Consider the following 21,991-nt stretch of genomic DNA (forward strand, 5'->3'; position numbering starts at 1 on the left):
CAATCTAGGATAGCCCCAGATGACGGAAAAAAAGAAGCGCGGATTACTTTCGTGGCTAGGTTTTGGTGACGAAGAACAAAGCCCAAAACCAAAAACTGAAGAAACAGTAAAAGAAGAAGCAGTGGAAGCGCCTTCTGAAGAGCAGCAAACCGACGCGGCTGCTGAGCAAGCGGAAGCAACGCCAGAACTTGAAGAAGAAGCGAAACAATCAGAGGCTGCCCCAGCAGAAGCAGAAGCAGAAGCAGAAGCAGAAGAGCCTGCTGCACCTCGCGTTCAAGAACAAGAAAAGCCAACAGAGAGCTTTTTTGCTCGCCTCAAACGCAGTCTAAGCCGCACAAAAGCAAACATCGGTGCTGGCTTCTTCGGTCTGTTCAGCGGTAAGAAAATCGATGAAGACTTATTTGAAGAGCTAGAAGAGCAACTGCTTATTGCTGATGTGGGCATGAATACCACAACAAAAATTATCAACAACCTGACAGAAAAAGCCACACGTGGCGATCTGAAAGACGGCGAAGCCCTTTATGGTTTGTTGAAAGAAGAAATGGCTGAGATTCTTTCTAAAGTCGAACAGCCACTAGAAATCGACAGCAACAAAACGCCTTACGTCATCTTAATGGTGGGTGTAAATGGCGTGGGTAAAACCACGACCATCGGTAAGCTTGCCAAGCAGTTCCAAACTCAAGGCAAAAAAGTGATGCTTGCAGCGGGCGATACTTTCCGTGCCGCAGCGGTTGAGCAGCTGCAAGTGTGGGGTGAACGTAATAATGTTCCTGTGATTGCTCAACATACTGGCGCAGACAGTGCTTCTGTTATCTATGATGCGATTGAAGCGGCAAAAGCACGTGGTGTGGATGTTGTGATTGCTGATACAGCGGGTCGTCTACAGAACAAAGCGAACCTAATGGAAGAGCTGCGTAAGATTGTACGTGTGATGAAGAAAATTGATGACTCAGCACCACATGAGATCATGCTAACGCTTGACGCAGGTACAGGACAAAATGCCATTAGCCAAGCGAAACTTTTCAGTGATGTTGCCCCTCTAACCGGGATTACTTTGACTAAGCTGGATGGTACAGCCAAGGGCGGCGTAATTTTCGCTATTGCTGACCAGTTTGGTATTCCAATTCGTTACATCGGTGTGGGTGAAGGTATCGAAGACTTGCATCCATTTGAAACTCAAGAGTTTATTGACGCACTGTTTAGTCGTGAAGAATAAAAAGAGTTAGAGGAAATCAACGGTGATCAAATTTCAGCAAGTAAGCAAAGCTTACCGAGGTGGTCGACAAGCACTGCAAAAAGTCGATTTTCACCTGAGGCGCGGTGAAATGGCGTTTTTAGGCGGACATTCCGGGGCTGGTAAAAGTACCTTGCTGAAATTGATCTGCGCGATAGAGCGACCAACCGATGGCAAAATCCATTTTAATGGCCACGACATCACGCGTATTCCAAGCAAAGACATCCCTTTTTTGCGCCGCAATATTGGGATTGTTTTTCAAGATCATCGTCTATTGATGGATCGCAGCGTATACGACAATGTCGCTCTGCCAATGCGCATCGAATCGATTTCTGAAAACGAAATCAAACGCCGCGTTTCTGCGGCGTTAGATAAAACGGGCTTGCTTGATAAGGCTCGTTGCCTGCCGAGCCAACTCTCTGGTGGTGAGCAACAACGCGTCGGTATTGCTCGTGCCGTAGTCAATCGACCAACGTTGCTGGTGGCTGATGAGCCGACAGGTAACCTTGACCCAGAATTATCCAACCGTGTGTTGCGTCTATTCGAAGAATTTAATCGTGCGGGAGTGACCATCTTACTCGCCACGCACGATGTGGGGTTAGTAAACACTCGCCCACAGTATCGTCATTTTGAATTAAACCAAGGCTTCCTAAGTGAGGTAGAAGACTATGGCAGGTAACAAGCACTCCCAAAAGAAGGGGAAAGGCCGCAGTGCCAAGCGTGCAAATACCGATGGTTTTTTCTCTGTCCATGCAAAACAAGCAAAATCCTCTTTTAGCGCCTTATGGCAACGACCTTTAGGTAATATCCTGACCCTAGCCGTGATTTCAATGGCACTTGCTATGCCAGCTTGTTTGTATCTACTGGGGAAAAACGTCGCGGGTGCCGCGGAAGATGTGGCATCTCCCTCGCAAGTTAGTGCTTACTTAGTAGAAGGCATGCCGGATGCACGTGTGATGGTTCTCAAAGATCAAATTGAAACTTGGCCTTTGGTAAAAGAAGTAGAATATATTTCACCGCAACAAGGTCTGTCTGATTTGAGCCAATATGCAGGATTCGATCAGGCTATCAGCCTTTTAAGTGGCTATGCGCTACCCGGTGTGTTGGTGATTACGCCAGCCTCGGAGCTAAAAAGTGATATTCAGTCATTAGCCAAAGACGTTCGAGATCAACAAGACGTGACCGATGTGAGACTTGACGAAGACTGGCTGGCGCGTCTTGATGCGATCAAAACTCTCGCGAGTATTATTGTCATTACTCTGACAGTGTTGATGCTCGGTGCGGTATTTTTAATCGTTGGCAACACGTTGCGATTTAATGTGCTGGCGAATAAAGAAGAGATTCAAACCATGAAACTGATCGGTGCGACGGACAGTTTTATTCTGCGCCCTTATTTGTACACGGGTATGTGGTTTGGCGTATTAGGTGCCACCATCGCGTGGTTGGTAACGGCTTTAGTGACCATTGTTATGAATAGTGCGGTGGAAGATCTTGCTGCGTTGTACGACAGCCAGTTTCGCCTGATTGGTCTAAGCTGGGATGAATCTTTGCTATTAATCATCATTGGTAGTCTTTTGGGATGCATTGCGGCGCGCTTTTCTGCGCAACGACATTTAAAAGAAATTGAACCAGTTTAAGTGATGAAGGTCTTACTACTTGGATTTTATTAGCACTAGCTAATCTGGATCCCTTGTTTAGACCGAATGTTTATGGATAATTGCTTCCCCTTCTTGAAACTTGTTCATTTTGAGTTCAAGATATCGAAGCTAAATTTGCAATGTAATGCTCCAGATCAGAGATTGATGAGGAATTGAATGACAAAAGAAGCGTATCCGATGGCTCTAGTCACGCAAGATAGCCTTGATAGCTATATTCGCTCAGTAAACAGTTACCCAATGCTGACTGCAGACGAAGAGCGTGAGCTGGCAGAACGATTACACTACAAAGGTGAGATTGAGGCTGCAAAAGGTCTAATTCTTTCGCACCTACGATTCGTTGTTCACGTTGCTCGTGGTTACTCTGGCTACGGTTTGCCAATGGCGGACCTTGTGCAAGAGGGTAACATCGGTCTAATGAAAGCCGTTAAGCGTTTTAACCCAGAAGTAGGGGTTCGCTTGGTGTCTTTCGCTGTCCACTGGATCAAAGCAGAGATCCACGAATACGTGCTACGTAACTGGCGTATCGTGAAAATTGCGACCACTAAAGCGCAACGTAAATTGTTCTTCAACCTGCGTAAGTCGAAAAAGCGCTTGGGTTGGTTTAACAACGGTGAAGTCGAAACCGTTGCGCGTGAGTTAGGTGTTGAGCCTTCTGAAGTTCGCGAGATGGAATCACGCTTAGCTGCGGTGGATTCAACCTTTGATATGCCAACTGATGAAGACGACAGCTCAAACGCTTACACAGCGCCGATGCTGTACTTAGAAGACAAATCGTCTGATGTGGCTGACAACATCGAAGCTGCAAACTGGGAAATGCACACCAACAACCGCTTGGGTCATGCATTAGCGAGTTTGGATGAGCGTAGTCAGCGCATCGTGCGTTCTCGTTGGTTAGATGATGAGAAAGCAACATTGCAAGACTTAGCTGATGAGTTCGGTGTTTCTGCCGAGCGTATTCGCCAGCTAGAAAAAAACGCAATGAAGAAACTAAAATTGGCCGTGGGTGAATTTTAATTTCCACTGCTAATTGAAAGTAAGATTTTCATAGAAAGCCGAGATCATGTGATCTCGGCTTTTTTATTGTCGATCGAAAATCGATAGCGTTTGCGATCCGGATTTTATGTGCTACCTGTGTATAACTCTGTGAAGTAATTATTTATCAACTGTTCGAAACCCGGACAAAATAAGGGATTCAAGCACTTTTCCATCTGGGGATAGTTATATATATACACACAGTTAGATCAGGATCATCACTACATATTGTGGATCAAAAGATCCAAATATACTTTATCAACGCAATTCACAGCTTTATCCACAAATGGTTGGAATGTGTACACTTTTTAAAACCCTGATTATCCATGTGTCTAAGTTTGCCGTTGGATAGGTTACAATAGCGGCAGTATACCCAAGCGGCTTCAAATATAGATTTTATGCTGTACCTCGGGTGCTGATTAGTACGTTAGGTTCGAGGTTGCTTGGGTATATTAATAAGACAATGAGAAAGTAAATGGATCAGTTTAAGCATATCGATGTACAAGGTGCGCAAGCGCTGCTCGAGCAGGGTGATGCGAAGCTTGTAGATATCCGTGACCCTCAATCGTTTGCCGTTGCGCATGCGGAGTCCGCGTATCACTTAACCAACGATACGATCGTTGCGTTTATGGATGAAGTGGAGTTCGAACAACCCATTCTGGTGATGTGTTACCACGGCATTAGTAGCCAAGGTGCCGCACAATATTTAGTTAACCAAGGCTTTGAACAGGTGTACAGTGTGGATGGTGGCTTTGAAGCCTGGCACCGAGCAGAACTACCGATAGTGAGAAGTTAATGAAGAGATTGGTAACGTTAAATAATCCACGTATGGCGCAAGCCTTTATTGATTATATGGCCTCTCGCCAAATTGACATCGAAATGATGCCAGAAGGAGACGGGCAATTTGCGCTGTGGCTGACTGATAGCCAGCATGAAATAGAAGCGGAAGCGGAACTTAAGCAGTTCCTCGCTAACCCATCTGATTCAAAATACAGCGCCGCCTCGTGGGACGTTGCCGATACTCGCAAGAGCACCTTTCATTATTCTAGCCCGAGTATCATGAGCATGGTCAAAGCAAAAGCAGGCCCAATGACTTTGCTGATCATGACGGTGTGTACCATCATCTACTTGTTACAAATGTTTGGCTTTGGCAATGGCGTGTTTAAGTTGTTGCACTTCCCGGCTTTTGAGGGGCAACAATGGCAAGTGTGGCGATGGCTAAGCCATGCGTTACTGCACTTTTCAGTGACTCACATCGTGTTCAACTTACTATGGTGGTGGCAGTTGGGGGGCGACATCGAACGTCGTCTCGGTTCCGGTAAGCTATTGCAACTCTTTGTAGTATCAGCAGCGCTTTCTGGGGCTGGCCAATTCTATGTTGAAGGGGCAAACTTCGGTGGCTTGTCTGGCGTGGTCTATGCACTGCTTGGCTATTTGTGGATATTGGGTTACCGCTTGCCACATTTAGGCCTTACGCTACCCAAGCCAATCATCGTTTTTATGTTGGTATGGTTAGTTCTTGGTTTTGTGCAGCCGTTCATGGCGATTGCAAACACCGCTCACTTAGTGGGTTTACTGTCGGGGATGGCGATTGCGCTGTTTGATTCAGGCAAGATGAAATACCAACAGCAAGCCTAAAGCTGAAATGAAAAGACCGCTCAAGAGCGGTCTTTTTTATGTTCAAAACGATTTGGGTTTATTGGTAAAGGTATTTTGTAAACAACAAATCGGCAATGATGGTTTTACCTGTTTCGGGCAAAAGTGTTTCGTTGAGGGTCGTCACTAAGGTTTTGCGCAGATCTTCTCGGCCAGAAAGGGACTTAATCGTATCTTCTGTTTGCTTACCCAGTAATTCAATCACTGCATCGCGAATCAAAGGTTGGTGATGCTCAACAATCGATAAATCTTGTTGGCTCATTACCATGATGTCGATGCGCACTTGCACATAACCTAACTTTTTGCCTTTGGTGTAAAAGTTAGTAGTGAGATCAGGCTCAAGGGTAAAGTATGCCAACTTAGGTCCAGCTTCTTCCGTTTCAGCCCAACTTGGTGCGGCGAACAGTATGGTTAACGCAAAAATAATTTGGGCTATATAACGTTTGTACATATTTCTAACTTTTCTTTCTCTGGATCGCGATATTCGAATCGCTTCAGTCTTGATACAATGGGCCGTCTATAACAAATAACGGAACTTACGGTTACATACATTACTATGGACGGTAAGTTGTTGCTTTATTGTACGCATAAAGCCTCCAATTGAATACTAGTATGAATCAGCCAACATCACTCTATCTTGCTTCTTTATTGGAAGTAGAGTGGCAAAACCCCGAAGAATTCGAATTTCCAAATGAATTTGCCAAGCACTGGCTTGAAGAGCAAGGGTCTTTGTCACGTCGTTTAAAGCAACACTGCCAAGCATTAACGGTAGAATTGCTACAAAATCAGATCGTCACTGCGGCGACGTTAAAACAGGACGAAAGCCAGTTATTGTCCGAACAAGATTGCTTACTGCGAGAGGTAATTTTGTGTGGTGACAATGATAACTGGGTTATCGGACGGACATTAATTCCTCGCTCAACCTTAGTTGATCAGCAGTATGATTTGGCTCAACAAGGGGATATCCCATTAGGACTAACAGTGTTCAGCGCAGACAACGTTGAGCGAGACTCTTTGCAAATGGGATGGGTAGCCGTACCAGAAGGACGTTTGTTAGCGCGACGCTCAAGGTTGTGGATGAATCACAAACCGATGCTGGTCGCCGAGTTATTCTTATCTAATTCACCAGTTTACGCTAAGGAGACAGTGTAAATGTCCGCAGAAAAAGCCAAAGCATATTGGCAACTGATGCGCATGGATCGCCCAATTGGTTCACTATTACTGATGTGGCCAACGATTTGGGCGCTAATTATCTCAGCCCAAGGGATGCCGAGTTGGGATGTATTTATCGTGTTTGTATTGGGTGTATTCCTAATGCGTAGCGCGGGGTGCGTGATTAATGATTTTGCTGACCGCAAAGTCGACGGCCATGTAAAACGTACCAAGCAACGCCCACTGCCATCAGGGAAAGTGACAGCAAAAGAAGCGATTGGATTATTTTTGGTTTTGGGTATCAGCTCATTCTTGTTAGTGCTGACCATGAATCCGTTGACGATTCAGCTATCCTTCGCTGGCATCGTGTTGGCGTTCATTTATCCATTTATGAAGCGTTACACTCATATTCCACAGCTCTTTTTAGGCTTGGCGTTTAGCTGGGCAATTCCAATGGCGTGGGCTGCACAAACCGGGGAGCTACCACTGATAGTTTGGTTTGTGTTTCTGATTAACGCTTTATGGACCATAGCTTATGATACTCAGTATGCGATGGTCGATCGCGATGATGATTTAAAGGTTGGCATTAAATCGACGGCAATTTTGTTTGGTCGTCATGACAAACTCATCATTGGGGTATTGCAACTGATTACGCTCGCGATGTTGGTTTGGTTAGGGCAGTTCTACCAATTGGGGCAAAGTTACTACTGGACCCTTTTGATTGCAGCGTCGTTGTTTGTTTATCAGCAGCACTTAATTCGTCACCGCGAGCGGGAGTTGTGCTTTAAGGCTTTCCTCAACAACAACTATGTTGGCATGGTGATAGCGATAGGGTTATTGGTCGCATTTTGGTAAGCGAAGAAATAGCAAAAAGGCATCCGATTGGATGCCTTTTTTCTTATTTTGGAAGAAGGTAAAACGGTTACGACTGAAGTTGATGAATACTCTCTTCGATCGTCAGTTTCACTTCTGGATAAAGCAGAGTGAATAGTAATCGTGCAAATTGCTGCGTTTTCTTCGTGTCACAGTTACCATCGTTATCGAGGTATTTTTGCTGTTTGAGTGTATTGAACATAGCGGTAAACACACCTTTATCGAAGAATTCTGGCGCATTAATACCGTGTAAGCGTCCTAAACGTTGAGCAATATCTTGGCTCTTCTGTTCTAGGTCCGATTTACCGAGCTCTGGGTAAGCAACAAGCAAGTTCATCGCGATAGAGTAGCGCTGCAGTGTTTCCGTGATTGTACGACCTAGCAGAACCAAAGGCTGGTTGTTCGACTGATTGATCTCCAGCTTATCACCATCGAGGCTAATCATTTTCTGATCGGCAAACTCATGCAGTGTTTTAACGACCAATTCATCCAACTCGTCTTCTTGATAGCTTAAAAACAGCTCCTTCTTCAAGAATGGGTAGATTTGCGCGACATTCGCTTGAATCTTTTCTACCGAAAGGTTGCGCTGACGAATGATCATCTGAGCAATTAATGATGGCAGAGCAAACAAGTGGATGATGTTGTTGCGGTAGTAGGTCATCAGGATCGATTGGCTACGATCCAGCGAAATGATGTCACCCATGCTATCGGTTTCAATCACGAACTTATCAAGTGAAATCGCATGATCGACCAACTCCTCAGCACTTTCGGTAGGGATAGTGGAGGTGCTTGAGTACGGGTTGCTTTTGAGTAGCTTTAAGTAACACTCAATCTGATTGATCAGCGAGTCACGAGAAAGTGCACGTTGACGAGAAGCAAGCAGTGCGGTTGCACACAAGGTCAATGCGTTTGCCGCCGCCGCATCATTGATGTGCGTCATCATCTTATTAGCAAGGTCGTTCACCACAGGATTCATCCACTGTGGTTTGTTACCACCCATGCTGTCGATGTCTTTCGTCCACTCAGGAGCATGCTCGTTCAAGTATTGGTTGAGCTGAATTGGCTCACCGAAGTTCACATAGCCCAAACCAAAGTTACGCAGTTTACGCAGAGTACGCAGTACAAGCCCTGCGTTTTCTTTCTCTTTGCGTTTGCCACGCAGCTCTTTCGCGTAAGTGCCTACTTCCATTACGTGCTCGTAACCGATGTAGACCGGCACTAGTGTTACTGGGCGGTTTAGACCACGTAGCATTGCTTGGATAGTCATAGCCAGCATACCCGTTTTCGCTTGCAGTAAGCGACCTGTACGTGAACGACCACCCTCACTGAAGTACTCGACTGAATAGCCTTTGGCAAACAGCTCAGCTAGATACTCGCGGAAAATGGTTGAGTACAGTTTGTTACCTTTAAAACTACGACGAATAAAGAATGCCCCACCGCGACGGAAAAGAGGACCGGCCGGGAAGAAGTTCAGGTTAATGCCTGCCGCAATGTGCGGAGGCACCATGCCTTCATGGTATAAAACGTAAGACAACAGTAGGTAGTCCATGTGACTACGATGACACGGAACGTACACAATTTCGTGGCCGTCTTGCGCTAAACGACGCACCGTTGAGGCGTTATTGATGTGCAACCCTTGGTACAGCTTGGTCCATAACCAACTCAGGATGCGGTCGCCGTTTTTCACTAGACCATATGAGAAGTCGGCGGCGATTTCATCCATGATGTCGTGGGCTTCTTTACGTGCCTTATCAATCGAGATGTTTTTGCTCTTGGCTTCGTCAGCGATCGCCAGTTCAATAGCTGGAGATTTTAGTAAACGAGCAAACAACACTTGGCGTTGTGGCAGGTTTGGTCCTGAAGCAGCCAGTTTTTGGCGAGAGAAGTGGATACGCGCCACGCGAGCCAATTTGTGCGCAATTGCGCTGTCGGTACCGTGAGAGTCTGCCATATAACGCAGAGATACCACGGGACTAAAGCGAACCAAGCAGTCGCGTCCTGCTGCCATTACCGCTTTCGCCTTTTGCGGGCCATTCATTGGCTGAAGATAAGGCTTTTGGTTTTCTTCTTTACCTGGTTTACGACCCCAAAGCACGGTTGCAGGGATCATTTGAACGTCCAACTCACTATCCAGCTTATGCAGTTCCAGTAAGTCTGTGAACAGAGAGACAGAGTCGGTTGGGACATCATTATCGTTGTTCATCACAGTTGGACGCGCAGCGATAAAGACGAAACGGTTCAGCGTTTTGCCATTGATTTCCAGCGGACTGAGCGGGTCAGGCAGACCAAGGCTCATGGCTTGTTTTTGCAGTGTCAGCAAATCCACGTTCGAGCGGAACGGTAGGGCATATACAATCGGCTTAGCGAGGTCGATATTCAGATCTTCAATCGGGTTCGACGGGATTGTGGTGCCCTTTACCAGTACCGATAAAGGTAGTTTTAGTAATGAACGTGAAAATGATTGTCCAGAAGACATAAAGTTCACAGCCTCAATAGGTATTCAAACAGGCCTAACCTTATTTCAGTGTCCGCTTTGCATCTCTTCTATAGAAAAAGAAATGAGTACGGCAATAGAAATAAGCCTAGGCGATAAAATTTAAGCGCAGCAAGGATACCAGAAACTGGTCAAACCTTTTAATTTTATTGGCTGTAAATTAGTCGAACTCCTAAGTTGTTGCTTTACTTTGATTAACTGAAAAGGCGGTGTTTTAAACGCATGAATAATGAACTTAGGCAGCAAACGAAGTGCACTCCACAAATAAATTAAAAAACAACCAATTGGGTTTTCATTTGAGCATTTACTGGATATACTCACAGTTAACTGTATAAAAAGACAGGTGAGACATGAAGCCGTTAACGCCACGCCAACAACAAGTCTTCGATTTGATCAAAAGTAAAATCGATGACACCGGAATGCCACCAACTCGTGCAGAGATTGCGCGTGAGCTTGGCTTCCGCTCTGCGAATGCCGCAGAGGAACACCTAAAAGCGCTTGCTCGTAAGCAAGCAATTGAAATTATCCCAGGTGCATCGCGTGGGATTCGTATCCTACTTGATGACTCTGCCGCTAATGACGAACAGGGCTTGCCTTTGATTGGTCAAGTTGCTGCGGGTGAGCCCATATTGGCTCAGGAACACGTAGAAGCGCATTACCAAGTCGATCCTGCGATGTTCAAACCGCAAGCGGATTTCTTACTTCGTGTAAATGGCGAAAGTATGAAAGACATCGGGATTATGGATGGTGACTTGCTCGCGGTGCATAAGACCCAAGACGTGAGAGACGGTCAAGTTGTCGTTGCGCGTGTTGATGATGATGTGACAGTAAAGCGTTTAGAGCGCAAAGGTTCAACCATATTACTGCATGCTGAGAATGAAGAGTTTGCCCCAATTCAAGTGGACTTAACGTCTCAGCACCTTACGATTGAAGGCTTAGCCGTTGGTATTATTCGTAATACCGATTGGATGTAAGTGTGTTTAAGCAGCCCAGTTCATCTGGGCTGTTTTGTCTTTTCTCTTCTTTTCTCTTTTTCTACTTCCTCCAAAAGCTTGCTTATCATCTTGACCTTGTTTGTTTTGAGCAATTTATAAGCTTGATAATGTAATTGATATTCATTGTCATCTTTATTAATGTCTATGTTTTCTCTCTGGCGCAGGAAATGCCCATGTCTCAGTCTAAACATCAAGTTCCTAACCATTTATTAAAACCACTGTTATTGCGTAGCCGTGAAAGCATGGTCGACAATGGCTTGGTGTATGATCCGATAGCTGCTAAAGCGTGTTTGAGCTGTAAGATGGCGCCGGATTGTTTGAGTGGTGATATTGCGCAGAAGCAATTGCTGCACGTGACGCTGACTCAGCTTTGTGACCAGCAGGTTAGTCACTTCTTACAGCAGTATCCCGATGCTTGGATTATCAATGTCGGAGCTGGGCTGGATACCCGCTTTTATCGTTTGGATAATGGACGCTGCCATTGGATAGAGCTGGATGTGACGGAAAATTTGGTATGGCGTCAGCGCTTGTTCCACAAAAATGAACGTTATGAACATCGCTGTGGCAGTGTGGATGAAATGTCGTGGCTAGAGACGTTAGCCATTCCAGAGCAAGCACCGGTACTCATTTTATGTGAAATGGCACTGCTCGATTGCACAGAGCGTCAAGTCGCGAAATTTATTCAAACCTTGGGTCGACATTTTGTCTCTGCTGAACTGTGTATGGTGCTGGCAGGAGATTTAACGGAAACCAAGTGGGGACAAAAGCTTGGCTCTGATCGTTATGCTCATGGCTTTGAAGCGCCTGCAGCACAGATATTGCAATGGTTACCATGGGCACAATGGGTGAAAGCTTTCTCGCCATTCGATAGATTCTGTTCTCGTTGGAAAGCTTGGCAGCGTTGGCTTAATAAGATTCCAATGTTGAAGCATCGCCTCACGCCAGTCCTCGTTCACATCAAGTGGTAATTGGCTAATCGTTAAGCGCTCAGGTACACTCGTCGATCTTACTGATGAGGTGCCTGTGACAAATTCAATCTTCTCTCCTTTATCTAACCCAAAAGTTCATCGCCAAGTCTTAGCTTTAGCTATACCTATGGTGCTGTCGAATATTACTGTTCCATTGCTCGGTTTGATCGATGCTGCGGTGATTGGTCATCTAGACCACGCTTGGTATTTGGGTGGTGTTGCGTTGGGCAGCACCATGATCAGCGTGACGTTTTGGCTGCTTGGTTTTTTGCGTATGTCGACTACTGGATTGGCGGCGCAGTCCTATGGCGGTGAAGACCGAAAGCAACTTGCCTTGGTGTTTATGCAAGGCTCACTTATGGCGCTGCTGTTTGCGTTAGTCTTTCTTATTGCCCATAACCCGATTGCTGATTTGATCTTTGGTTGGAGTGACGCCAGTGCTGAAGTGAAGCACTACGGCATGCAATACTTCTCTATCCGAGTGTGGAGTGCCCCCGCTGCGCTAATGAACTTTGTGTTGTTGGGGTGGCTGCTCGGAACGCAAAATTCCAAAGCACCAATGTGGATGGTGATCATCACCAACGTGACTAATATTGCTCTCGATTTGTTGTTTGTGATTGGTTTGGGGTGGAAAGTAGAAGGCGCTGCGCTGGCATCGGTGATTGCTGACTATTCAGGCATGGGTTTTGGTCTCATGTGTGTCTGGAAAACCTGGCGAGAGAGGCAATTACCATCACCTCAAAAGCTGCTAGCCAGCACTCAACACGGGTTAGGGCGCTTCGTGAAATTGAATCGCGATATTTTCTTACGCTCTTTGTGTCTGCAAGCGGCTTTTAGCTTTATGACGTTCCAAGGCGCAAGCTTTGGTGATGAGGTTGTCGCTGCAAATGCGGTACTGATGAGCTTCCTGATGATTATCTCGTATGGCATGGATGGCTTTGCTTATGCAATGGAGGCCATGGTCGGGAAGGCGATTGGCGCCAAAGATAGGCAACAATTGAGTGCATCGCTTGTCGGTACTTTTTTTTGGAGTTTGGTTATTTGCTTAGGACTGACCGCGCTCTTTGGTTTGGCGGGGTCGCAGTTGATCGCCATGATCACTTCAATTGAGGCTGTACAACAGCAAGCAGCGGTGTATCTACCTTGGCTGGTGGTGATGCCACTTGCGTCGATGTGGTGCTTTCTATTGGATGGCATTTTTGTCGGTGCAACCAAAGGCAAAGACATGCGCAATAGTATGTTTGTCGCGACCAGCAGTTTCTTCGTTGTCTTTTACTTATTCGCCGAGTGGGAAAATCACGCGCTGTGGTTTGCAATGACGAGCTTTATGTTGATGCGGGGTGTTGGTTTAGGGGTTATCTTTCTCTACCAATGGCGCAAGGATACCTTCCTCGCACAATGTTGATATAAAAACAGCAGGTCAAAGCCTGCTGTTTTTCTGTTTGCTATCAAGAAGCATAGATTAGAACAAGCGGTTCAAACCATTCAACGCAGCGACACGATACGCTTCGGCCATCGTCGGATAGTTGAAGGTGGTATTGACGAAATACTCGATGGTATTCGCTGAGCCTTTTTGCTCCATAATGGCTTGACCGATGTGGATAATTTCCGCGGCACGTTCGCCAAAGCAGTGAATCCCTAAAATTTCTTTGGTTTCACGATGGAACAATATCTTCAAGCTGCCGATGTCTTTCCCTGCGATCTGTGCACGAGCTAGATGCTTGAACGAAGAGCGTCCTACTTCATACGGTACTTTCGCAGCTGTTAGCTCTTGCTCGGTTTTACCCACAGAGCTAATCTCTGGGATGGTGTAGATACCCGTTGGAATATCATCAATCAGATAGTTTTCTGCCTGACCTTTCGTAATGGCTTGTGCGACAAATCGCCCTTGGTCATAAGCGGCGCTTGCAAGGCTAGGGTAACCGATGACATCGCCTACAGCGTAAATGTGTTCGATATCGGTTTGGTAGTTACGGTTTACTTTTAGTTGTCCGCGAGAGTCCGCTTCCAGACCCACTGCACCCAAATTCAACTTATCGGTGTTACCTGTTCGACCATTCGCATACAACAAGCAGTCTGCCTTCATCTTCTTGCCAGATTGTAGGTGAATAATCACACCATCTTCTGTGCCTTCGATTTTTTCATAGGTCTCATCATTACGAATTACCACACCGCTGTTCCAGAAGTGGTAAGACAGCGCATCTGACACTTCGTTATCTAAAAACTCCAACAAGCGGTCGCGGGTATTGATAAGGTCGGTTTTCACTCCAAGACCGCGGAAGATAGAAGCGTACTCACAACCGATAACGCCCGCACCGTAAATGATGATATGGCGAGGGTCGTGTTTCAGGCTCAAAATGGAATCACTGTCGTAGATGCGCTCATGCAAGAAATCAACGTCGTTAGGCTGATACGGACGAGAACCCGTCGCGATGACAAACTTATCCGCTGAATAGATTTCTTCTGTGCCGTCGCTTTGCATCACTGCAATTGAGTAGTTATCGATAAATCGCGCGGTTCCGAACAAAAGTGTGCATGAGTTACGGTCATAAAAGCCCTGACGAAGTCGAGTTTGCTTATCAATGACCGATTTAGCATGACCTAAAATGTCAGAAAATGTTGCATGAACGCTGGTGTTGTTTCGACAAAATAACGGGTTGCTATTAAATTCGATGATGCGGCTAACGGCATGACGCAGTGCTTTTGATGGAATAGTACCCCAGTGAGTACAACCGCCGCCGACACTGCTTTCTTTCTCGACAATGGCAACATTCAGTCCCGCTTTGGTTAATCCCATTGCAGCCCCTTCTCCGCCAGGGCCACTACCGATTACGATCACGTCATAGTGATTAACATGCGCCATGATGCCTTCCTTGTTATATTTGCTTAACATTGCTTTAGCGCGATTTTAACTCATTTACTCTATTGGTACACGTCATGCCTGTTAGAGAGTGGAAGTGATCACGCAGAATCGACCAAAAGGATGATTTGGTATGTTGTATGTCTATAAATTGCATCGAGAACATTGCAATTAGATGCATGCCAATAGTAACGTTCTCGGCGCTCAGAGCGAGTGAAGCAACATATCTTTCTCCGTAGGAGCAAATTGCGTTATATTGAGGCCCTTGTACCCTATAGAAAAAGAGCAAGTTAAGAATGAAATCGATGGGAATCCGCGCACAGCAAAAAGAGAAGACACGTCGATCATTGATCGATGCGGCATTTAGTCAATTAAGTGCGGATCGCAGCTTTTCCAGCCTTAGCTTGCGAGAAGTCGCCCGAGAGGCAGGGATTGCACCGACTTCTTTTTACCGTCACTTCAAAGATATGGATGAGCTAGGCTTAACCATGGTTGATGAAGGCGGTTTGCTACTACGTCAACTGATGCGTCAGGCGCGTCAACGTATTGTGAAAGAAGGTAGCGTAATTCGTACCTCGGTCGAAACCTTTATGGAATTCATTGAAAGTAGTCCGAACGTCTTTCGTTTGTTGTTGCGTGAGCGCTCCGGCACTTCTGCTGAATTTCGTACCGCTGTTGCTCGAGAAATCCAGCATTTTGCGGCAGAATTAACCGAGTATTTAATGAGCACCGGCGTGACCAGAGAAGAGGCGTATACTCAAGCAGAAGCGTCTGTGACTTTGGTTTTCAGTTCGGGGGCTGAAGCTTTAGATTTAGATCGACGTGAGCGCGATGAACTCGCCGAGCGATTGATCATGCAATTGCGAATGATAGCCAAAGGGGCCTATTGGTATCGCAAAGAACGTGAACGTAACCGATTAAAAGGCGGGATAGAATAATGTCGAATGGAAATAAATCTGAAAAGAAAACGCTGATTTTGGCACTGGTTGCAGGTATGTGTGGTGATGCTTTGTTGTCATGGTTGACCATGAGTGAAGTATCGTTTTCAATCTTCCCATTGATTGCACTCGTACTGGCTGTACAAGCTCTTTACCAAGAGTACCTAAATAATCCGGTATCAGAAGATATCCCATTAGTTGGCTTGGCGTGTTTCTTCGTAGGTGCGTTTGGCCACTCTGCGTTTATTAAAGCGCAATACCCAGAAGCAGGCTCAAACTTCTTTGCGATCATGGTTTCAATGATCTTACTCGCATGGATTGGTAAGAAGTTAGGTTTTGTCAGCAAGAAGACTTCTGCGGAATAAGCAAAACGAATCAAATTAAAAAAAGCGAGCCATTGAGCTCGCTTTTTTTTGTATTTGACGCGGTGGGTTACGCTTTACGCTCCAATAGCACGCCCGCTTCCATATGGTGGGTATAAGGGAATTGGTCAAACAGAGCAAAACGCGTCACGTTGTGTGTTTCGCATAGAATGTCCAAGTTCTCTTTTAGAGTCTCAGGGTTACAAGAGATGTACATGATGCGCTCGTAACCTTGCACCATTTTACAAGTATCGACATCCATCCCAGCACGTGGTGGGTCGACAAAAATCGTGTTGCAGTTGTAGCTCTTCAGATCCACACCTGCATCTTGTAGACGACGGAATTCACGCTTACCTTCGATCGCTTGAGTAAATTCCTCTGCTGATAGACGTAAGATTTGTACGTTATCAATCTTATTGGCGGCGATGTTGTATTGTGCAGATACCACAGATGGCTTCGCTAGCTCAGTTGCTAGGACGCGGTCGAAATTCTGTGCCAAGGCCAGCGAGAAGTTACCGTTACCACAGTAAAGTTCTAGTAGGTCGCCAGTGCTTTCTTGGGTGCAGTCGACCGCCCATTCCAGCATCTTCTCTGCGACTTTGCCGTTCGGCTGAGTGAAGCTGTTCTCAACTTGTTGGTAGATGTAGCTCTGACCATTTACATCGAGCTTCTCGATCACGTAGTCGCGGTCTAGGACAATCTTCATCTTACGAGCACGACCAATGATGTTTAGGTTGAAGCCTTCATCATTTAAGCGCTGTTTAAGGGCTTTCGCGTTTTCAATCCACTCTTCATCAAGTTGGCGATGGTAAAGGAGTGAAACCAGAATCTCACCACTTAGCGTCGATAGGAAATCCACCTGGAACAGTTTACGACGTAGCGAGTCGTTGTCTTTCATCGCTTCAACCAATAGCGGCATCAGGTCGTTGATCAGACGGCTTGCTGCAGGGAATTGGTCAACTCGGTATTTCTCACGAGTTTCTTGGTTGAACATGATGTAGTAAAGATCTTCGCCTTCATGCCAAACACGGAACTCAGCACGCATGCGGTAGTGCTGCTCTGGTGATTCAAACACTTCCAGTTCTGGCATGTTGTATGGCGCGAACATATCCGTGAGACGTTCGACTTTTTCAGCCAGTTGTTCTTGGTAGCGTTGTGGATTTACATCAAGAGTAGCCATGATCTTACCTTTTATGGTGCATTCAATTTAAGAGCGCAGATTTTATTCAATCTCAATAGGATGTCCAGTTTTGTACTGGAATTGATTTAAAGATAGTGCGTACAGACAGAGTAGAAAGCAAAATCAATCAAAACGTTACAACTTATAAGGGCAATATTGGCTGGACAAATAATCAATAGCTGAATAATATTTGCCTCAAGTTGGTGTTATCTAGCAATCTAGATGGCTGAAATGGGAATCTGGTGTGAATCCAGAACTGACGCGCAGCGGTAAAAGAGAACGAACGCTCATCAGACACTGCATTAGTTTATGTGGGAAGTCGAGCAAGTAGGCGGTACACCCGTGCTCTTGAGTCCGAATACCTGCCAGCAACTGAGCCAAAGCACTGGACTGTCATGATGACAGGGCTCGGAAGGAATTACGCGATTTAGGACAATACAATGAGAAAATCCGCACTGGCGATCACTTTGGCATCGCTGCTTTCACCTGTCTCTTATCTACAGGCCCAAGAAACCTCCACTGACGAAACCATCGTTGTGACTGCAAACCGTTTTGAGCAAGCCGAAAGCCGTACGTTGGCAGATGTCGAAGTGGTTACTCGACAAGACATCGATCGCATTCAAGCGAAAACCCTTCCAGATATATTGCGTCGTCTTACGGGGATTCAAGTTTCACAAAATGGTGGTCGTGGTCAGTTAGCGTCTTTATTTGTTCGTGGAACCAGTTCCGACCAAGTTTTAGTACTGGTTGATGGCGTACGTTTTGCACGAGCAGCGAAGGGCGCTGTGGACTTTAACCAAATCCCACTTACTTACGTTCAACGTATTGAGTACGTGCGTGGTGCGCGTGCGTCACTTTATGGCTCAGAAGCGATTGGTGGCGTGATCAATATCATCACCATTGCGCGTGCTGACGAAGAAGGAACGAAGTTAAGTGCGGGTTTAGGTAGCTTAGATTACCAAGAATTGAGTGTGGCATCTGGCATTAAAGTCACAGAGAGCGGCCAACTGAATATCGCGCTTGGTAGTGAAAGTGATGATGGTTATAACGTTCGTCCTGTACCGGGAGTTAATGACGGCGATCGCCATGGCTTTGATACAAAGAATGGTCTGCTAGGTTACGTGCATAACTTCAATGACCAGTGGTCTGTATTTGGTAACCTACGTGCTTACGAAAATGTTTATCAATATGACAGCAGCTACGGCAGTCGCGGTTATTACGAAGCAGAAAAAGACGACCTTTCTGCCACTCTGGGCGGTAAGTATCAGTCTGATAATGTGATGTCAGAACTACAAGTAACGGCACAGAAACAGAAGTCTTGGAACTATGAGCAAGCAAAAGGCAAACACTCAGGTACTGAAGATGAACTTGAGCAGCAAAATGTCCAGTGGACCAACAGTTACTTGCTAAACAACAATACGACGTTTGCTGGTGGTATTGACTGGCGTAATGAGTCTTATAAAGACAAGAGTGCGAATAAAACGTTTGATCGTACCAATGGCGCTCTGTTTGGTATGGCAACCACCAGTATTGATAAAGCAATGCTTGAGGGCAGTGCTCGCCTTGATGATAACGAAGAATACGGTAGTGAGTTCACTTACAGCTTAGCGGCTGGTTACCAGTTTGTGCCAGAGTTTGGGGTTAAAGCTTCTTTTGGTACTGCGTTTAAGGCTCCAAACCTATATCAACAGTATGACCCAACATACGGTGAGAAAGATCTTAAGCCGGAAGAGTCAGATGCTTGGGAGCTAGCATTCAGCGGTGATGTCCAAGGCGTTTTTTGGTCCGTAACGGGTTATGACTATAAAATCACGAATCTTATCGATTACCATCCAACCACATATAAATATTTGAATGTCGATGGTGAAACACATATCCAAGGTTTGGAGCTTGTTACTGAGTTTGATACAGGGATTGTGCAGCACCAGTTGAGTGCGGATTACAAAGATGCTGAAGACGATAAAGGGCATCAGTTGCAGCGCCGCGCTAAAGAAATGTATAAGTGGAACGCTTTAGTGAGCTTCGATAAAGTGGACTGGTCGGTTAGCTATCAGTACGTAGGTAACCGACCAGATGTGGATTACAGCACTTGGCCTTCACAAGATATCGCGCTTTCTTCTTACTCGTTGGTTGATACGGCTGTGACTTACTATCCGAATGAGTCCACCTCTATTAGTGCTCGTATCGATAATCTATTTGATGAAGAGTATGAGATGGCAAAAGGTTACCCTGCCGCGGAGCGAGCGTACTATCTAAACGTCGGCTACGAATTCTAATCGTGAATGAACACAAACCGCCTTCGGGCGGTTTTTAATATTTTTGTGATGGAAAATCGAATGACGAAACCTAAGCAAGTGGTGATCAGTTGGTCCAGTGGCAAAGATTCGACATTAACGCTTGAGCGCCTTAACGAGAATCCAAATTATCAAGTTGTCGGTTTGTACACGACTTACGTAGGGAAAGAAGTCCCTTTCCAAGCAACTCCGCTTGAGGTTGTACAAATGCAAGCAGACTTACTTGCGCTTCCGCTCATTACTATCGAGCTACCTGAAGTCTTTCCGAGTAACGACATTTATCAATCGACCATCGTTAATGCATTACAAAGTAGTGGTCTGAATATAGAAGCTGTCGCATTTGGCGATATGTTTTGCAATGGCATTGCCGAGTACCGACGCAGCTATATTGAACCTGCTGGCTGGGAGTGCGTCTTTCCGCTATTAGGGGAGAGCAGCGACAAACTAGCGATGGAAATCATAGAGCGTGGTATTCAAACGATGTTGATCACTATCGACGGAAGTGTTCTCCCTCCAGAATGGTGTGGTCTCTGGTATGACAAAGTCCTAATAGAGTCATTACCAAGTCAAATTGATCCCTGTGGGGAAAATGGTGAATTTCACACATTGGTCACGTCTTCGCCGTCTTTTCAAGGGCATATCGAGCTGACGAAGCGAGATGTAGAATCTGGAGATAGATTCAGCCATCAAAGATACCATGCTAAAGCATTGCCAAAACAAATCTAAGCAGTATGATCGCAACGTTTCTGTTCTTTAGGTAAGGCTCGTGCGAGTAGCAAGTAAGAAAAAAGTCCTAGTTTTTGACTCTGGTGTTGGTGGTCTTTCTGTATTCCAAGAGATACATCGCCTATTGCCGCAGCTTGACTACTTATACTTATTCGATAATCAGGCTTACCCTTATGGTGAGCTCGATCAGGCGGTACTCATTTCACGAGTTAACCAACTGGTCTCTTCATTAGTCGAAGAACACCAAGTCGACATTGTTGTCATTGCTTGTAATACGGCAAGCACCATAGTGCTTCCTTCCCTACGCGAAAATTTATCTATTCCCGTTGTTGGTGTTGTCCCTGCGATTAAACCCGCATCGCTTTTGGCATCAAAAGGGGTAGGGCTGATCGCCACTCCGGCGACAGTAACACGTCAATATACTCACGAATTAATACGAGACTTTGCGCAAGGCAAACCAGTTGAGCTGTTGGGATCAACTCGCTTGGTGGATATGGCCGAAGAGAAGTTGCGAGGCAACAGCGTTTCTCTAGACGAACTGATAAAAATCCTGCTTCCGCTTCGCGATAAAGTAGACGTTGCGGTGCTCGGTTGTACTCACTTCCCTTTAATCAAAGAGGAAATTCATCAAGCTTTGGGTGGGGACGTTACTTTAATTGATTCGGGTGCAGCCATTGCACGTCGAGTAAAAGCATTACTATTAAGTGATGAAATTGAGGATACGGAAGAGGGAAGTAAGTCGATTTATGCCAGTGCAACTCCTTGGCAGGAAGATGCACTGAACATTTGTTTAAAGAAGCTAGGTTTTAATCCTGTTCTGGTTTACCACCATCCGGGTGTTTAGGATCGTTCGCAATTCTCACTTTTAGCGTTCTCTCCATATATTCCTTTTCATTAAGTTTAGCGATAGCTGGCTTGGCATCTGCCGCAGCCATCACGACAAAACCAAACCCTCTTCTTTTTCCAGTGCGCTTATCTTTCATTAAGCGTACTGCATAGACCTGTCCATATTCAGCAAACAAATCGCGAACGTGACTCTCATTGGCCTTATAAGGAAGGTTGCCGACATACAGAGTTTTAGTTGATGGATCCGAGTCTGTTGATTGAATAGAAGGTGTCTGGCTAGAAAATGAAAATAAAAAAGCAGTAGCGATAACACCAATGAGAAAACTCAAGGCTGGTGGGATGGTGACTTGAGAGAAAACGATTCCCCCAACGACGGCCAGCCCAGCACATAAAATCAGATTTTTTTTAGACGTCATTTTAATTACTACACATAGTGATAAAGAGATCGATTGTCCATTAACAGAATAGACACATGAATCTTACGTATATGGTTGGTGTTTTTCCAACCAATTGCTGTGATATGTCTCAAATGTGACGAAGAAATATGCAAATATCACGCTTTTGGCTAACTAATGACCTGTTGAAGGTTTTTTTGCAAAAAACGCTTGTACTAATTTCTCAACCCCCTATACTGCGCATCCACCGACACGGAGTGAGACGAAAGTCACACAGCGAGTCGGAAGTGAGAGAAAAAGAAATTTGAAAAAATGCTTGACTCTCTCG

Annotated in this window: 21 protein-coding genes and 1 riboswitch; of the genes, 16 read left to right on the top strand and 5 right to left on the bottom strand. The window is 45.6% G+C overall.

Annotated features, from left to right (window positions below):
* Positions 1-19 precede the first annotated feature (19 nt).
* The 6 genes from ftsY to glpG all read left to right on the top strand — a co-directional run bounded on the left by ftsY (position 20) and on the right by glpG (position 5,562).
* Positions 20-1,216 (top strand): signal recognition particle-docking protein FtsY, encoded by a 1,197-nt coding sequence (gene ftsY / locus LIX84_RS21890; protein ID WP_226422164.1) that lies wholly within the window; start codon positions 20-22, stop codon positions 1,214-1,216.
* Between the two features lie 22 nt (positions 1,217-1,238).
* Positions 1,239-1,913: a cell division ATP-binding protein FtsE gene (gene ftsE, locus LIX84_RS21895; RefSeq protein ID WP_005393800.1), complete on the top strand. Its 675-nt coding sequence runs from the start codon at positions 1,239-1,241 to the stop codon at positions 1,911-1,913.
* Complete coding sequence (gene ftsX / locus LIX84_RS21900; RefSeq protein ID WP_226422165.1) at positions 1,903-2,871, top strand: permease-like cell division protein FtsX; 969 nt, start codon at positions 1,903-1,905, stop codon at positions 2,869-2,871. The genes ftsE and ftsX overlap by 11 nt, the downstream gene beginning before the upstream one ends.
* A 177-nt stretch (positions 2,872-3,048) precedes the next feature.
* Entirely contained in the window at positions 3,049-3,906 is an 858-nt protein-coding gene (rpoH, locus tag LIX84_RS21905; RefSeq protein ID WP_005378693.1) for an RNA polymerase sigma factor RpoH, read from the top strand.
* Positions 3,907-4,399: 493 nt separating this feature from the next.
* The gene (glpE, locus tag LIX84_RS21910; RefSeq protein WP_005378691.1) at positions 4,400-4,720 is read left to right on the top strand and encodes a thiosulfate sulfurtransferase GlpE; all 321 of its coding nucleotides are present in this window, start codon (positions 4,400-4,402) and stop codon (positions 4,718-4,720) included.
* Positions 4,720-5,562 (top strand): rhomboid family intramembrane serine protease GlpG, encoded by an 843-nt coding sequence (glpG, locus tag LIX84_RS21915; RefSeq protein ID WP_005393785.1) that lies wholly within the window; start codon positions 4,720-4,722, stop codon positions 5,560-5,562. The genes glpE and glpG overlap by 1 nt, the downstream gene beginning before the upstream one ends.
* Positions 5,563-5,620: 58 nt before the next feature.
* Here the strand turns inward: glpG and LIX84_RS21920 are convergent, their stop codons facing one another.
* Positions 5,621-6,031, bottom strand: a complete 411-nt coding sequence (locus LIX84_RS21920) for a flagellar basal body-associated protein FliL (protein WP_046874381.1) — start codon at positions 6,029-6,031, stop codon at positions 5,621-5,623.
* Between the two features lie 161 nt (positions 6,032-6,192).
* Between LIX84_RS21920 and LIX84_RS21925 the strand changes: the two genes are divergently transcribed.
* Both LIX84_RS21925 and ubiA read left to right on the top strand, forming a co-directional pair.
* A complete protein-coding gene (locus tag LIX84_RS21925) occupies positions 6,193-6,732 on the top strand; it encodes a chorismate lyase (protein ID WP_005393781.1) in 540 nt (179 codons plus the stop codon).
* On the top strand, positions 6,733-7,587 hold the full coding sequence (ubiA, locus tag LIX84_RS21930; RefSeq protein ID WP_226422166.1) for a 4-hydroxybenzoate octaprenyltransferase: 855 nt from the start codon (positions 6,733-6,735) through the stop codon (positions 7,585-7,587). It abuts the gene before it with no gap.
* A gap of 67 nt (positions 7,588-7,654) precedes the next feature.
* On the opposite strand, the gene plsB is transcribed toward ubiA, so the two are convergent.
* On the bottom strand, positions 7,655-10,081 hold the full coding sequence (gene plsB, locus LIX84_RS21935; RefSeq protein WP_226422167.1) for a glycerol-3-phosphate 1-O-acyltransferase PlsB: 2,427 nt from the start codon (positions 10,079-10,081) through the stop codon (positions 7,655-7,657).
* Between the two features lie 368 nt (positions 10,082-10,449).
* Here plsB and lexA point away from each other — a divergent pair, with 368 nt between their 5' ends.
* From lexA to dinF, 3 genes are all read left to right on the top strand, one after another.
* Positions 10,450-11,073, top strand: a complete 624-nt coding sequence (lexA, locus tag LIX84_RS21940) for a transcriptional repressor LexA (protein WP_005393778.1) — start codon at positions 10,450-10,452, stop codon at positions 11,071-11,073.
* A 194-nt stretch (positions 11,074-11,267) separates the two neighbouring features.
* On the top strand, positions 11,268-12,062 hold the full coding sequence (locus LIX84_RS21945; RefSeq protein WP_005378679.1) for a class I SAM-dependent methyltransferase: 795 nt from the start codon (positions 11,268-11,270) through the stop codon (positions 12,060-12,062).
* 55 nt (positions 12,063-12,117) lie between these two features.
* Entirely contained in the window at positions 12,118-13,467 is a 1,350-nt protein-coding gene (gene dinF / locus LIX84_RS21950) for an MATE family efflux transporter DinF (RefSeq protein WP_226422168.1), read from the top strand.
* Positions 13,468-13,524: 57 nt separating this feature from the next.
* Here the strand turns inward: dinF and sthA are convergent, their stop codons facing one another.
* Positions 13,525-14,955, bottom strand: a complete 1,431-nt coding sequence (sthA, locus tag LIX84_RS21955; RefSeq protein ID WP_005389689.1) for a Si-specific NAD(P)(+) transhydrogenase — start codon at positions 14,953-14,955, stop codon at positions 13,525-13,527.
* Between the two features lie 263 nt (positions 14,956-15,218).
* On the opposite strand from sthA, the gene fabR reads away from it, so the two are divergent.
* Positions 15,219-15,860, top strand: a complete 642-nt coding sequence (fabR, locus tag LIX84_RS21960) for an HTH-type transcriptional repressor FabR (RefSeq protein WP_005378632.1) — start codon at positions 15,219-15,221, stop codon at positions 15,858-15,860.
* Positions 15,860-16,225 carry a YijD family membrane protein gene (locus LIX84_RS21965; RefSeq protein ID WP_005378634.1) on the top strand — a complete coding sequence of 122 codons (366 nt, stop codon included), beginning with the start codon at positions 15,860-15,862 and terminating at the stop codon, positions 16,223-16,225. The genes fabR and LIX84_RS21965 overlap by 1 nt, the downstream gene beginning before the upstream one ends.
* A gap of 67 nt (positions 16,226-16,292) precedes the next feature.
* Here the strand turns inward: LIX84_RS21965 and trmA are convergent, their stop codons facing one another.
* Entirely contained in the window at positions 16,293-17,402 is a 1,110-nt protein-coding gene (gene trmA, locus LIX84_RS21970) for a tRNA (uridine(54)-C5)-methyltransferase TrmA (protein ID WP_033907263.1), read from the bottom strand.
* Between the two features lie 186 nt (positions 17,403-17,588).
* Positions 17,589-17,786, top strand: a riboswitch (cobalamin riboswitch).
* 56 nt (positions 17,787-17,842) lie between these two features.
* Between trmA and btuB the strand changes: the two genes are divergently transcribed.
* Genes btuB through murI form a run of 3 tightly spaced genes read left to right on the top strand, consistent with a single transcriptional unit; the run spans position 17,843 to position 21,266 of the window.
* Positions 17,843-19,678, top strand: a complete 1,836-nt coding sequence (gene btuB, locus LIX84_RS21975; RefSeq protein WP_226422169.1) for a TonB-dependent vitamin B12 receptor — start codon at positions 17,843-17,845, stop codon at positions 19,676-19,678.
* 60 nt (positions 19,679-19,738) lie between these two features.
* A complete protein-coding gene (locus LIX84_RS21980; RefSeq protein WP_104974704.1) occupies positions 19,739-20,422 on the top strand; it encodes an ATPase in 684 nt (227 codons plus the stop codon).
* 40 nt (positions 20,423-20,462) lie between these two features.
* Positions 20,463-21,266: a glutamate racemase gene (murI, locus tag LIX84_RS21985; RefSeq protein WP_104974705.1), complete on the top strand. Its 804-nt coding sequence runs from the start codon at positions 20,463-20,465 to the stop codon at positions 21,264-21,266.
* Here murI and LIX84_RS21990 read toward each other — a convergent pair.
* Positions 21,229-21,684: an RNA-binding protein gene (locus LIX84_RS21990; protein ID WP_031780357.1), complete on the bottom strand. Its 456-nt coding sequence runs from the start codon at positions 21,682-21,684 to the stop codon at positions 21,229-21,231. The two genes, murI and LIX84_RS21990, sit on opposite strands and share 38 nt — an antisense overlap.
* Positions 21,685-21,991: the final 307 nt, after the last annotated feature.

Source organism: Vibrio sp. E14 (assembly GCF_020515785.1).
In the GTDB taxonomy this organism is placed as follows: Bacteria; Pseudomonadota; Gammaproteobacteria; order Enterobacterales; family Vibrionaceae; genus Vibrio; species Vibrio diabolicus.